Annotated in this window: 15 protein-coding genes; 13 read left to right on the top strand and 2 right to left on the bottom strand. The window is 42.4% G+C overall.

The window, feature by feature from the left end; genetic code table 11:
• Window positions 1-98: 98 nt before the first annotated feature.
• Window positions 99-545, top strand: coding sequence for a hypothetical protein (locus NIES1031_RS22910; protein ID WP_073551740.1), 447 nt, complete (start codon window positions 99-101; stop codon window positions 543-545).
• A gap of 454 nt (window positions 546-999) precedes the next feature.
• Here NIES1031_RS22910 and NIES1031_RS24615 read toward each other — a convergent pair whose 3' ends face one another.
• On the bottom strand, window positions 1,000-1,176 hold the full coding sequence (locus tag NIES1031_RS24615; RefSeq protein ID WP_178378228.1) for a hypothetical protein: 177 nt from the start codon (window positions 1,174-1,176) through the stop codon (window positions 1,000-1,002).
• A 391-nt stretch (window positions 1,177-1,567) separates the two neighbouring features.
• Between NIES1031_RS24615 and NIES1031_RS22900 the strand changes: the two genes are divergently transcribed.
• The 11 genes from NIES1031_RS22900 to NIES1031_RS22850 all read left to right on the top strand — a co-directional run bounded on the left by NIES1031_RS22900 (window position 1,568) and on the right by NIES1031_RS22850 (window position 9,378).
• Window positions 1,568-1,765, top strand: a complete 198-nt coding sequence (locus NIES1031_RS22900) for an NblA/ycf18 family protein (RefSeq protein ID WP_073551739.1) — start codon at window positions 1,568-1,570, stop codon at window positions 1,763-1,765.
• 67 nt (window positions 1,766-1,832) lie between these two features.
• Complete coding sequence (locus NIES1031_RS22895; RefSeq protein ID WP_073551738.1) at window positions 1,833-2,009, top strand: chlorophyll a/b-binding protein; 177 nt, start codon at window positions 1,833-1,835, stop codon at window positions 2,007-2,009.
• Window positions 2,010-2,125: 116 nt separating this feature from the next.
• Window positions 2,126-2,497 (top strand): rhodanese-like domain-containing protein, encoded by a 372-nt coding sequence (locus tag NIES1031_RS22890; RefSeq protein WP_073551737.1) that lies wholly within the window; start codon window positions 2,126-2,128, stop codon window positions 2,495-2,497.
• A 34-nt stretch (window positions 2,498-2,531) separates the two neighbouring features.
• The gene (locus NIES1031_RS22885; RefSeq protein ID WP_073551736.1) at window positions 2,532-2,879 is read left to right on the top strand and encodes a hypothetical protein; all 348 of its coding nucleotides are present in this window, start codon (window positions 2,532-2,534) and stop codon (window positions 2,877-2,879) included.
• 383 nt (window positions 2,880-3,262) lie between these two features.
• Window positions 3,263-3,862 carry a class I SAM-dependent methyltransferase gene (locus tag NIES1031_RS22880; RefSeq protein ID WP_269086041.1) on the top strand — a complete coding sequence of 200 codons (600 nt, stop codon included), beginning with the start codon at window positions 3,263-3,265 and terminating at the stop codon, window positions 3,860-3,862.
• 33 nt (window positions 3,863-3,895) lie between these two features.
• Window positions 3,896-4,234 carry a 2Fe-2S iron-sulfur cluster-binding protein gene (locus NIES1031_RS22875; protein WP_073551734.1) on the top strand — a complete coding sequence of 113 codons (339 nt, stop codon included), beginning with the start codon at window positions 3,896-3,898 and terminating at the stop codon, window positions 4,232-4,234.
• Window positions 4,235-4,316: 82 nt separating this feature from the next.
• The gene (ftsH4, locus tag NIES1031_RS22870; protein WP_073551733.1) at window positions 4,317-6,188 is read left to right on the top strand and encodes an ATP-dependent zinc metalloprotease FtsH; all 1,872 of its coding nucleotides are present in this window, start codon (window positions 4,317-4,319) and stop codon (window positions 6,186-6,188) included.
• A 131-nt stretch (window positions 6,189-6,319) separates the two neighbouring features.
• Window positions 6,320-7,279, top strand: coding sequence for an orange carotenoid-binding protein (locus NIES1031_RS22865; RefSeq protein WP_073551732.1), 960 nt, complete (start codon window positions 6,320-6,322; stop codon window positions 7,277-7,279).
• Between the two features lie 406 nt (window positions 7,280-7,685).
• The gene (locus NIES1031_RS22860) at window positions 7,686-7,970 is read left to right on the top strand and encodes a pentapeptide repeat-containing protein (RefSeq protein WP_073551731.1); all 285 of its coding nucleotides are present in this window, start codon (window positions 7,686-7,688) and stop codon (window positions 7,968-7,970) included.
• Between the two features lie 260 nt (window positions 7,971-8,230).
• Window positions 8,231-8,716, top strand: a complete 486-nt coding sequence (locus tag NIES1031_RS22855; RefSeq protein ID WP_073551730.1) for an allophycocyanin subunit alpha — start codon at window positions 8,231-8,233, stop codon at window positions 8,714-8,716.
• A 341-nt stretch (window positions 8,717-9,057) separates the two neighbouring features.
• A complete protein-coding gene (locus tag NIES1031_RS22850) occupies window positions 9,058-9,378 on the top strand; it encodes a hypothetical protein (RefSeq protein WP_073551729.1) in 321 nt (106 codons plus the stop codon).
• A 175-nt stretch (window positions 9,379-9,553) separates the two neighbouring features.
• On the opposite strand, the gene NIES1031_RS22845 is transcribed toward NIES1031_RS22850, so the two are convergent.
• Window positions 9,554-10,633 carry a PIN/TRAM domain-containing protein gene (locus NIES1031_RS22845; RefSeq protein ID WP_073551728.1) on the bottom strand — a complete coding sequence of 360 codons (1,080 nt, stop codon included), beginning with the start codon at window positions 10,631-10,633 and terminating at the stop codon, window positions 9,554-9,556.
• 552 nt (window positions 10,634-11,185) lie between these two features.
• Between NIES1031_RS22845 and hemW the strand changes: the two genes are divergently transcribed.
• On the top strand, window positions 11,186-12,418 hold the full coding sequence (hemW, locus tag NIES1031_RS22840; protein WP_178378227.1) for a radical SAM family heme chaperone HemW: 1,233 nt from the start codon (window positions 11,186-11,188) through the stop codon (window positions 12,416-12,418).
• The last annotated feature ends 116 nt before the right edge of the window (window positions 12,419-12,534 follow it).

The following is a 12,534-nucleotide window of genomic DNA, read 5'->3' as shown; positions in this document are numbered from 1 at the left end:
TCCTGACTGCTCTACTATCTCCTCTCACTTAATCTTTTATTTAGAAACACGCTCTTAGTGACTCATGCATTGCCAACAGCTTTTTCACTGCATCTGCTATGAATGAAACTGCCCTCAATCGATTTTGGGAATTATTGGGATGGGTGCTAGCGCTCAAATTTGAAGCCTTTGAGCAAATTAACATCCTGCCGTATGGCTCGACAGTTGCGTTCGTCGTTGTTCTAGCGGTTAGCTTATCTCAACAAGTCGTTGCTCAGAGCGTTATTCTATTCGTCAATCGGGTTACACCCGTTCGCTTTGTATTTACGCTGCTGATTGGAGCAGTTTTATTTGCATTTGGCTACTTCTTCTTGGTTTTGAGTACTTGGTTAATTAGCTTTGCTCCACTTACCGTTGAAGCTCGTTTTGAGTTGGTAGCACGCACTTTAGGATTTAGTTACGCACCGCTCATCTTTACGACTGTATGGCAGGCATTTGGAACTGTCGCATTGGGATGGTTTACGCTGTGGGTGATGCAACGCACGATTGGTCAGCCGAGCGCCTAGTTTGGTTACTGGATTGCTTGCCAAGTGGCGGGTGTAAAACTTGTCACTCAGCGCGAACGGCTTCCAGCGATTTTACAAAAGCGATTGCGTGCTTTTACAACGAATTTAACGATAATGAACAGATTCGACGCAACAGCTGTCACATCTTTTCAGATAGAAGCACAAACCACTTCTGTAAAGAAGCGATCGCAATACTCCACATCAAAATTTTCCAAGTAATGTAGCCGTTTCAGCCCAGGCTGATACCAGTGATCGCGATCGCTGTTTTCAACTATTGCCGGAATAGCTCGCGTTTGGCTTCGTCTCGTTTACCATACGCATAGGTCTTTTTTTTCGAGTCACTCCCAACCTTTGCAGTGCTCGTGAAATCGTGCGGCTACTGATCTTACCGTCCCATAACTGCGCCATCTCTGCCTGGGTCTTATCCTCATGCTCTTTCACAAACGCTCGAAACTCATCTCAATCTTTGCTCTTGCGCTTCAAACTCGACCCCACTCTCGGCTTCACCTGAACATCCCCAGTTAAGGCTTGGCGTTGCAACCACAGCTTGCTTGATCGCTTGCATCACCTTCTGCCGCAAGTCGTAACTGTAAGCTTTTACCATCAACGCTGCTCCACTCTTGACTATCACCAGTCTATGTCCTCATAAGACTGGCAGTTGTGACTTTTTACGCGATTAAAAATTCAGAAAAATATAACATATTTCACTAAACACCTTCAAGCTTGTAAATAATATGTTACATTTAGAGGGTGAGGTAAAAAGCAGGAAAGCTAGCTTTGTACGCCATCGGTGATAGAGGTGCGTTCAATGCCTAAGCAATCAAGAACCAATTTTTTATCTGAGTATATAGACCTGAAAAGCAGCGTCATTGTGCTTCCCAAGATGTCACCGCTGTACTGATGGTAAATACTCTGCTCAAGATGTTAATAGTGACAAATCAGTTGGTGTCAGATCCAGCAAAGAGACTTACTGCAACATCAAACTGACAGTTGTAATCCCCATTGGGGACATGGAGATAGAGATGGATCAGACTATCGAATTAACATTAGAACAAGAATTTAGCCTGAGAAGCTTTTCCGACCAAGTGCAGCAAATGTCTCGCGAACAAGCTCAAGAGTTTTTACTCGCGCAGTATAGATACATGATGGTTCGGGAAACAATTTATCAAGAACTTCTCAAGCACGAATGGAATTTAGATCAAAATTCCACTTCTCGATAAAACCACGGAGTGGTGGTTTTGCATTATTGAATGAGTCGCTACAGTCACAAAAATTGGAGTATTAACCATGTCAGCTAACACAAATATTACCGCCTTGAACAAGAATCGTAATGCTTGGCGCTGGGGATTTACACCTCAAACTGAACTTTGGAACGGTCGTTTGGCAATGATTGGCTTTGTATCTGCCGTCCTAATTGAGGTATTTTCTGGTCAAGGTTTGCTTCACTACTGGGGTCTTTTATAAGTTTAGCTTCACTCACAAATTGACTTTTTTAGAGAAGTTAGGATAACCAGATTTAATGAGTTATTTGACACGTACCTTGAATCAACCGCTAGTCGGTAATATGCCAAAGGCAAAGCATGAAAATCTTTAACTTTATTCCCATTCCTGACCCTATCAAGAATACTTCCAGCGTTGCCAGCCTTAAAGAGCGACTTGACTGGGGCGAACCAGCCCTGACTATCGTTGATGTTAGAGATAGTAGTGCTTTCAATGCTATACACATCATGGGAGCCGTTTCAATTCCGATGAATGAACTAGTTGCCCGTGCGATCGCTAACCTTGAACTCATCCGTGACATTTATGTTTACGGTGAGACGAATGAGCAAACAGCCGCCGCCGCATTCAATCTGCGTGCAGCAGGTTATAAAAACGTTGCTGAACTGTTGGATGGTTTAGCCGCCTGGAAAGCGATTGGCTATCCAACAGAAGGGTTTTCCGCCATCACTTGATCAGAAGTAACCTCGCTCAGCAAAAAGGAATGTAATGTTTACCTTTCACCAATTTCTCAATTTACTGCGTCGCACACTTCTTACAGGATTGCTAGCTAGCTTGATTTGGCTCCCAGGGCTTTCCTTCAGTTCAGCATTAGCTATGCCTAATTCCTTCGTTTCGGCGATCGCAACGCCTGTTAAAGGTGGTGAACGTTTTGACGCTCTTATTAGTTGCTTACCCAAGCAACTCAGCCAGCCAAACCTCAAGCGTGCCTGGGGCGAAATGGGCAATAATCAGCTTGAGAGAGCTTTTCACCTCAATACTAACCCCAAACTAAGTCAAGCAGAAACTGAGTTGGGAATCTGTCTGAATCGCCAAGGTTTTACACCTCAAAGCTAGAACTTCTCGTTGAGGGCGTATCTAGGGTAATAATCTAAAGCTGTTGCTGATGTCGATCGCGCTAGGAAGGAGTAAATACTTTTCCAGATTGACCGATACATCTGCAAGATATTGCCCTTTACCGCAGATTAAAGCCGCATAACGAATTGATAACTCGAAACTGATATCTAAATCTTATGTTGCTCCAGAATGGCATAGAAGATTATCAACCCAGTTAAATCTAACTAATCCTTGGAGCTAGCCTCATCTCACAACATCACTACAAAGTAAAATTCGAGACGATTTGCATTGGCAACATAGAGTATACAACTCAAAGCTTACTCGATCTCCAACAGTTTTCAGATCCAAATGGGGAAGCTCTACGGCTCGGAATATCCTCAGCTATGTGGTCTCTGTTTGGACAAATATGGCCAATGAGTAAGATTTTGGCTATGGTAATGCTTCAGGAGCCACTTGCAGGAAGACGTATTCTTGAAATTGGTTGCGGTATTGGTCTACCTAGCATCGTAGTTAAACAACTCGGCGGAGATATTACGGCTAGCGACTACCATCCTCTGGCGCAGTCTTTTTTACTTGAAAATACGACTTTGAACTCTTTAGCTCCAATATGCTTTAAAACTGGAGATTGGAATACTGCGAACCTGAGCTTGGGAAAGTTTGACTTAATCATAGGCAGCGATGTTTTATACGAACATCAACATATAGAGTTAATATCCTCATTTATTGATCGCCACTCTAGTAGTCAAGTGGATGTCATTATCGTCGATCCTGGGCGCGGATCTCACCGTGCATTTGCCAGAGAAATGGAACGTCTCGGATATATGCATTCTTGGACTGACTTAAAAGACTACCCAGATCGGGGTATCAAGCCGAAGGGATTCATACTTCGTTTTTCGCGTCATACTCGTTCGGAAAGCGATCGCCATAAAATTAACCCCAAACGAAGTCAAGCCGAATCACTGATACATTTGCACTCGAAATAAATATCTAAATCCTACCAATAGAGATTGACTTATATGCCTAAAATAACTGCTCAAGGAAAAACCTTTGAATGCCCTCAAGGGGCTAATTTACGTCAAGTATTGCTTGAGAATGGCATAGAACTTTATAACGGAGCCACTTCAGCAATCAACTGCCACGGACTCGGCATTTGTGGCACTTGTGCAGTTCAGATAGAAGGAACTGTTTCGGAACCTGAATGGCGCGAAAACACTCGGCGATCGCTGCCTCCCCATTCTCTAGCGCAGAACCGCAGACTAGCCTGCCAAACTCAGGTTTTAGGGAATGTCAAAGTCACAAAATTTGATGGCGCTTGGGGTCAAGGCACGCAAACTGTTTGGACACCGCAGCGTTAGTTCAAATATGCATTGATAGCAATGTAGCTATTTTTAATACCTATAAATAAAGCTACCTAAATGATAAATATTGGTGATATTCATGCCGATTAAAAAACCTAATACCTCTCGTTCTCGCCTGATTGGTAACATTTTACTCGCGTTACCTGCATTACTCTTGCTCGCAAACTTTATCTTACCTAGTTTCTTTGGTCCTCAAATTCCTGCGGTTCCCTATAGTTTATTTATTCATCAGGTGCAGCAGGGAGAAGTTGATCGCGCTCAAATTGGTCAAAACCAGATTCGGTTTCAATTAAAAACTGCCGACGATCAGGTTGGAACCGTGTTTTCAACGACACCCATTTTTGATTTGAGCTTGCCCAAGTTGTTAGAAGAGAAAGGCGTTGAGTTTGCAGCCGCGCCACCACCTAAAAATGGCTGGTTTACTAGTCTGTTGGGTTGGGTGATTCCCCCGCTAATTTTTGTAGCAATTTGGCAGTTTTTTAGCAGACGTGGTGGGGGTGGTCCCCAAGGTGTACTCTCGATTGGTAAGAGCAAAGCCAAAGTTTATGTAGAAGGAGAATCTGACAAGACTACCTTTACTGACGTAGCTGGGGTTGAGGAAGCCAAGACTGAATTAGTTGAGATTGTAGATTTCCTCAAGACTCCAGGACGCTATACCCAAATTGGGGCGCGGATTCCCAAGGGTGTGCTGTTAGTAGGTCCACCAGGGACGGGTAAAACGCTGCTGGCAAAGGCGGTCGCAGGAGAAGCAGGAGTACCGTTCTTTAGTATCTCTGGTAGTGAATTTGTGGAACTTTTTGTCGGCGTTGGTTCCTCGCGAGTGCGCGATCTGTTTGAGCAAGCGAAGAAACAGGCTCCCTGCATCGTATTTATTGATGAATTAGATGCGATCGGCAAGTCTCGTAGCAGTGGTGGGTTTTATGGCGGTAACGATGAGCGCGAACAAACGCTCAACCAACTGTTAGCAGAAATGGATGGGTTTGCTGCTGGTGATGCTACTGTAATTGTCCTAGCAGCAACCAATCGCCCAGAAGTATTAGACCCTGCACTCTTGCGTCCTGGTCGCTTTGACCGTCAAGTTTTAGTCGATCGCCCTGATTTATCGGCTCGTGAGGCAATTCTCAACATCCATGCCCAAAAAGTCAAGTTGGGTGAGGACGTGAATTTAAGAGCGATCGCAACTCGTACCCCTGGTTTTGCTGGCGCAGATCTCGCAAATCTCGTGAATGAAGCGGCACTATTAGCTGCCCGCAGTCAACGTCAAACTGTGGCACAAAAAGACTTTGCTGAGGCAATTGAGCGAGTGGTAGCTGGTCTTGAAAAGAAAAGCCGCGTTCTTAATGACAAGGAAAAGAAGATTGTTGCTTATCACGAAGTAGGTCATGCACTCGTTGGTGCTTTAACGCAGGGAAATGGTCGGGTTGAGAAAATCTCGATTGTACCCCGCGGGATGGCAGCATTGGGTTATACCTTACAACTACCAACTGAAGATCGGTTTCTTCTAGACGAAGCTGAACTCCGAGGTCAGATTGCCACTCTGCTTGGTGGCAGATCCGCAGAAGAAATTGTATTTGGCAGTATCACGACTGGTGCATCTAACGATTTGCAACGGGCGACTGATTTAGCAGAGCGAATGGTGACAACGTATGGTATGAGTAAGGTGTTAGGTCCGCTCGCTTACCAACAGGGACAGCAAGCTATGTTTTTGACTGATGGTGCGCCCAATCCCCGTCGGATGGTCAGTGAAGAAACGTCGCAGGCAATTGACCGCGAGGTGAAAGACATTGTAGAGACCGCTCATCGTCAAGCTTTGGATACGCTCAAGCTGAATCGCGACTTACTTGAGGCGATCGCTACTCAACTGTTAGAGACAGAAGTTATCGAGGGTGAGAAACTGCACAGCCTACTCAGTCAAGTTCAAGACGGCAACTTAGTGCAATTGACACATTAAGACTGCCATGGCGTTGGGCGATCGCATATTCGGGATCGCCCAACGGATTTTATCCCAATTCGATTTTGCACAGCTACAAAATTAATCCTTGCTAACAAATCAATATAATTTCGTTTTGGAGAATTTCGATTATGACGTTTACTATCGAGTCTGCACGTTCCATTTTTCCTGATACTCAAGTTGCTAATGTAATTCCAGCTACGGTTGAATCATTCAATCAACTTAGTGGTGAAGATCAGTTAGCTTTACTTTGGTTTGTCTATACCGAGATGGGAGTTACAATCACTCCTGCTGCTGTAGGGGCAGCTAATATGATCTTCGCAGAAAAAACCCTGACTCAAATCCAGCAGATGCCTGCGCAAGAGCAAACGCAAGTGATGTGCGATTTAGTTAACCATACTGATACTCCTATCTGTCGTACCTATTCGTCTTTCGGTACGAATGTCAAATTAGGTTTCTGGTATCAGTTAAGCGAGTGGATGAAACAGGGAATTGTTGCCCCTATCCCAGAAGGCTATCAACTATCTGCGAAAGCAGCGAATGTGCTTCAAGCTATTCGTCAACTTGAACCAGGGCAGCAACTTACTGTATTACAAGATATTGTTGTCAATATGGGATATACCTCATCAGTTGACACTCAAAAAATCAAAGAACCCGCAGTTCCTCCTCAACAAGTTGCACCCCGAACTCAGATCAACATTGAAGGCATCAACAATGAAACAGTGCTGAGTTACATGGAGAATATGAACGCCTTTGATTTCCAAAAGGCTGTGGCTTTATTTGCTGAAGACGGTGCCTTACAACCCCCTTTCCAAGAACCAATTGTCGGTCAAGAATCCATCCTGGCGTATATGCATGAAGAATGCTACGGACTTAAACTGATACCGGAACAAGGGATCTCTGAACCTACAGAAGGAGGGTTCACTCTGATTAAAGTGACAGGTAAAGTACAGACTCCCTGGGCTGGTGACAGTGTGAGCATAAATCTAGCATGGCGGTTCTTGCTCAATCCTCAAGGCAAGATTTTCTTCGTGGCAATTGACGTGCTAGCATCTCCCCAAGAACTGCTAAACATGGGCTTTGTAAAATAAAGGAAGTTCCTGAACGCAAGTATAATAGGCAAGTTTGTTAGAAGTCCCCTACTCTGAGCGTTGGTAAGCGTGGGATAAATAAGCAATCTTGCCTTTTATGTAACCTTTGCTGCTATCTTTCAGGTTTATTAAATATTAGTTAACACTCTGAAATATGTTTATAAGCCTCATTTTTGTAACTCGCGCTTCCTTACTCTTGATTTTAAAACCCTTCTCAACAAAGCATTTTATTAGGGGAAATTTTGAAAATGTATGTCTAGAACGATGAAAAGTAAATATAGCTAAAAAATAAATAGTATTATTATCAATTGGATTAAGAAAATCATTATTTTGGCAAGTCTACTAATTATGATGTATAATAAATATATAAATAGCGATCGCGCTAATCATAAGTGAGGCAGCCAGTATGGATGCCAATGAAGTTTTAAAACGATATGCAGCCGGTAACAGAGATTTTAGGCAAGAAAACTGGCAAGGAATAAGTTTAATTAAAGCAAATCTCAGCGGAGTAGATTTGAGCGGAACCAACTTACGAAACTCAGATTTAAGTGGCTCAGATTTAAGCAATGCTAATCTCAATTGGGCTAGTTTGAAAGGGGCAAATCTAAAGCGAACTAACTTGAGGGGAACAAAAATGCCAGATGGTAGGCTACACAATGATCTCCTAGCTTCTGCAAATTACTTTGGTTAAAAGGTAACAAGAATTCATTGCTTAGTTAGACAGTGAATTCTTATTTGTTTAATTTCTTAACCAAATAATTATGTTTTTGTTGAATTATTAGCTAGACGTAACATTGCTGAATAAAGTAATGAGTTTCTAACTAGAAGCTAGAATCTACTAGTAATGACAGCCTTTAAATTTTTAGGCTTAAGTAAACGAAAACATAATAAAGCAGTTGAGTTGTGATTTAACTAGATTTGATTTCATTCTTTACATAAAGGAATCCTTTAATGAGTATTGTCAAAAAGTTGATTGTAAATGCAGATGCTGAAACTCGCTATCCTAGTCCTGGTGAGTTAGAGCAGATTAAGATTTTAGCTAAGAGTGGTGAACGTCGCTTACACCTTGCCCAGACGTTAACAGCCAACCGAGAGCGCATTATTAAGCAAGCTGGAAGCCAACTATTTCAAAGGCGTCCTGATATTGTTTCTCCTGGAGGTAATGCCTACGGTCGAGAAATGACTGCAACTTGCTTACGTGATATGGATTATTATCTGCGTTTGATCACTTATGCTATTGTCGCTGGTGATGCTACTCCGATTGAAGAAATTGGGGTTATTGGTGTGCGTCAGATGTATCGGTCTTTGGGTACTCCAATTGAAGCTGTGGTTGAAAGCGTCCGTGCGATGAAGAATGTTACTAGCACAATGATGTCTGCTGAAGATGCTAATGAAGCAGGTGGATACTTCGACTACTTAATTGGGGCTATGCAATAGTATCTTCTAATACCTTTTGGGGAGCAAAAATGCCTCAATCTGGCTCTGAACTAAGACATTAATGTTAAGCAAGTCGGTTCTGTATGCTTACAAAAAACAATCATAATCCCTATGGTAATTGGCAATAGTATCCTCCAATTACCATATTTTTTATGGCGACTGCTGAGTTTCTATTTTAGTAAGAACCCTAATATGAAACAAGTTACTGTTCAAAGCCGAACAATATTGTGTAGTTATAGTTGCTTCTATTTAGGGATGTGAATCTTTCAAGGTTTTGCTAAAGTTTATAGTATATAACAAAGCGCTGTTTAAGACTCGGCAACTTCACCTGGAATAACCCAATGTTCGACTTTAATGCTTTAGCTGAGTTCTCACGCGTTTACTGTGTTGCCATGTGTACGTTTCTAGTTCCAGCTAACTTGGCTGCTACCTCGTTGACAGTGATTTTCACAGTTTTGTGCCGTCCTTTTACTCAGGTTTGGCAAGCTGCTGGAATTGCTAGTGTTTTTGCTTTAGTCATGATATTTCATGTATTTACTTGGTTCATGGTTGGGATGGTCATGGCTCCCACGTACATTTTACTATGCCTAGGAAGTACCTGTCTGTGTATCAATTTAGCGGCGATTTTTGTACATAGACGCTTTGCGATCGCCAGCATTTAAGTCGCCCCACGTTACAGCGTTAAGGCAGTAGTTCGGATGTATCTAGCTAATCTCCCGCACTCTCCTTGCCTCTAAATGCCTAAATTCTGTACAATAACAAAACCAGTGCAGGTTAATTGCACCGGTTATATTTGATTCGCGATCGCAACGCCATAGTGGTGATTCAATTGTCTCCCTAAGCCAAAGCAGAAGCTTGTGGTTTGGCGAAAATCATGCGTCCTGCAGTCGTCTGTAAAGCACTTGTCACAATCACTCTCACTTCCCCACCAACGTAACCAATTCCTTCTTCTACGACTACCATCGTGCCATCTTCGAGATAACCGACACCTTGACTTGGTTCTTTGCCTTCTTTGAGAACTTTCAAATCAATGCTATCGCCAGGTAGGTAGGTAGGGCGTACTGCTTGCACCAAATCGTTGATATTTAATACTGGTACTTTTTGCACGCTGGCAACTTTAGATAAGTTGTAATCATTTGTGATTAACGTACCACTAATTTCTTGGGCAAAGCGCACTAATTTAGCATCTACAGTAGGAATATCGTCATATTCCACAGGATGAATCAAAATGCGATCAGAGTAAGTTTCTTTTAGACGATTGAGAATTTCTAATCCTCGACGTCCTCGCATTCGTTTTAAATCTTTAGCACCGTCTGCAAGTTGTTGCAGTTCTTGTAGAACAAATTGTGGAACTAAAATTTGTCCTTCCAGAAAGCCTGTTTCTAGCAGTGTTTCCAGACGCCCATCGATAATGCAGCTAGTGTCAACAACTTTTGTTGCGGCTGCTTTGAGGGTTCCTTCGGCTAGCAATACCGACTCAACATTGTGGAAGTTAATCAGTCTAAGTAGTGCAGGACCGTGAGTATCTGCTAAACTCACTCCCGAAAAGGCAAACATAATACTGCCCAGCACTGCGATCAACGGCTTAATAAAGCTAAAATCCGCAGGAATTGGCAGTAAAAATAATGGTGCCAACATTAAATTGGCAATGAGTAACCCCAAAACTAAGCCGATCGCGCGCGTCAAGATTACCTCAATCGGCATTTCTCTGACTTGTTTCTCGATCCGACGATAACTAATTTGGAAACTCAATCCCCCAGCACCACCAATCAAGGCGGCGAAAGCGGCAAAAACCAAGCGCAAAGCTTCAACGTTAGTCACCTGCTGCTGCACGTTTTCAGGCAGCAGTTCTATGCTGTAATAACCTATGCCTGCGCCTGCTACAATGAATGAAATAATAATAATTGCGTCAAGCATTGTGCAAATCCAAGATATTTAAGTTGCAAGTCTGTTTTTCCAGGATGCAACAACTGAACTTTTGTTTCCTCAACCAAATGGGTGAGTACTTTCATTATATCTTTAGTGTTCTTCACCGCAGGTTTACAGTTGTTGTATTAAATCACTACTCCTAATATGACATTACGGAAATAAGTGACTTAGATAACATAATGAGTAAAAAACTAAGTTTATTGTACTTCGATTTTCCTCCATTAGATTTCTTTCAACAATATCCTGTAGGCTAACACAGCTTGAGGAGTAAGACTTTTATAAATTCTTATCTACTGTAGTTGTTTCTCATACTGATATAGATACAATAATTCCGCTTTGATATTTAATTCTAATTATTTACCTCAACTCTTTAGTTTTATGCCTATCCGCTGCTTGAAGATGTTGATATTTCCAAAACCTCAGACAGCTAAACAAATATTAAATCAATCATCATCTGAGAAGAATTTACAAGAAATATTTAATTTTTAGAAAAAGAATTTACACTTATTCACCATTATTTTAATTTTAGTAGAAAAGTGCGTGTTAGCTAAATTAGATTTAAGCAAGAACGTAATTAATTATAGTCAGCCAACCTCTGCCTATATACATATTCCTTTTTGTAGAAGGCGGTGCTATTACTGTGACTTTCCTGTATCAGTTGTGGGCGATCGCCTGCATGGCGAAAACTCTGGCACAATTTCGCGTTATGTAGAAGTGTTGTGTCAAGAAATTGCTTACACCACCGCAGCAGGTGAACCACTCAAAACGATCTTCTTTGGTGGTGGAACTCCGTCGTTATTATCAATTAATCAACTGCAACAAATTATTAATACGCTCAAATCGCAATTTGGGATCGCCAATGATGCAGAAATTTCGATCGAAATTGACCCAGGGACGTTTACCTTAGAACAGTTACAAGGTTATTGTCTTGCAGGAGTGAATCGCATTAGTCTCGGTGTTCAAGCATTTCAACCAGAATTACTGAAGATTTGCGGGCGATCGCACACTGTTGAAGATATCTATACCGCAATCGAGATGATCCACCAGACTGTCAATGTCTCTTCATTTAGCCTTGATTTGATTTCTGGCTTACCTTATCAAACCTTAGCGCAGTGGCAAGATAGTTTAAAGCAAGTTGTCGCGATCGCCCCCAATCATATTTCAATTTACGACCTACAGATCGAACCTGGTACCGCGTTTAATCGTTACTACCAAGTTGGCGAACAGCCCTTACCAACTGATGATATGACAGCGCAGATGTACCGCATAGCGCAACAAGTTTTAACATCTGCTGGGTATGAACATTACGAAATCTCTAACTATGCTCAACCCACTCATCAGTGTCGTCATAACCTTGTATATTGGCACAATCAACCATATTACGGCTTTGGTATGGGTGCGACTAGCTACGTCCAAGGACAACGATTCACTCGTCCACGCAAGACACAAGAGTATTATCAGTGGGTGAAAGATTACATTGCTGCTGATGGTGTACTTGACTGTCCGCAGACACCTTTGAATGAGGTTTTGTTAGAAACACTCATGCTAGGGCTACGCTTAAGCGCAGGTATAGACCTTTCCACGCTAGCGCAACAATTCGGTGTGGAGACGGTAGCAAAAATTTGGCAGTGTTTACAACCCTACTCTCAACAAGGTTGGGTGGAACTTGTAAGAACCGATCAACTGCGACTTACCGATCCCGAAGGATTTTTGTTTTCCAACACAGTACTAGCAAGGCTATTTCATCAGCTAGGAAGTGAACTGGAAGTATAGTAGGGGTCAGAGGTCAGAGGTCGGGGGTCAGACAAATGCTACTCTTCTTAATCCCAAACATTAGACTTCTTGCAAAAGTCACTGGTTGTATGGCACAAGTAGGTGAGACAGAGGAG

Origin of the sequence: Chroogloeocystis siderophila 5.2 s.c.1 (assembly GCF_001904655.1) — a bacterium.
In the GTDB taxonomy this organism is placed as follows: Bacteria; Cyanobacteriota; Cyanobacteriia; order Cyanobacteriales; family Chroococcidiopsidaceae; genus Chroogloeocystis; species Chroogloeocystis siderophila.
Note: the sequence above shows the minus strand (reverse complement) of the source record. Positions and strands in the feature narration are given on the sequence as shown.

Excerpts from the sequence above, each read along its gene's own strand:
- NIES1031_RS22900 (WP_073551739.1), top strand. The coding sequence starts at position 1,568 with ATGGATCAGACTATCGAATTAACATTAGAACAAGAATTTAGCCTGAGA.
- ftsH4 (WP_073551733.1), top strand. The coding sequence starts at position 4,317 with ATGCCGATTAAAAAACCTAATACCTCTCGTTCTCGCCTGATTGGTAAC.
- NIES1031_RS22885 (WP_073551736.1), top strand. The coding sequence starts at position 2,532 with ATGTTTACCTTTCACCAATTTCTCAATTTACTGCGTCGCACACTTCTT.
- NIES1031_RS22880 (WP_269086041.1), top strand. The coding sequence starts at position 3,263 with ATGTGGTCTCTGTTTGGACAAATATGGCCAATGAGTAAGATTTTGGCT.
- NIES1031_RS22845 (WP_073551728.1), bottom strand. The coding sequence starts at position 10,633 with ATGCTTGACGCAATTATTATTATTTCATTCATTGTAGCAGGCGCAGGC.
- NIES1031_RS22860 (WP_073551731.1), top strand. The coding sequence starts at position 7,686 with ATGGATGCCAATGAAGTTTTAAAACGATATGCAGCCGGTAACAGAGAT.
- NIES1031_RS22910 (WP_073551740.1), top strand. The coding sequence starts at position 99 with ATGAATGAAACTGCCCTCAATCGATTTTGGGAATTATTGGGATGGGTG.
- NIES1031_RS22895 (WP_073551738.1), top strand. The coding sequence starts at position 1,833 with ATGTCAGCTAACACAAATATTACCGCCTTGAACAAGAATCGTAATGCT.
- NIES1031_RS22850 (WP_073551729.1), top strand. The coding sequence starts at position 9,058 with ATGTTCGACTTTAATGCTTTAGCTGAGTTCTCACGCGTTTACTGTGTT.
- NIES1031_RS22865 (WP_073551732.1), top strand. The coding sequence starts at position 6,320 with ATGACGTTTACTATCGAGTCTGCACGTTCCATTTTTCCTGATACTCAA.
- NIES1031_RS22890 (WP_073551737.1), top strand. The coding sequence starts at position 2,126 with ATGAAAATCTTTAACTTTATTCCCATTCCTGACCCTATCAAGAATACT.
- NIES1031_RS22855 (WP_073551730.1), top strand. The coding sequence starts at position 8,231 with ATGAGTATTGTCAAAAAGTTGATTGTAAATGCAGATGCTGAAACTCGC.
- NIES1031_RS22875 (WP_073551734.1), top strand. The coding sequence starts at position 3,896 with ATGCCTAAAATAACTGCTCAAGGAAAAACCTTTGAATGCCCTCAAGGG.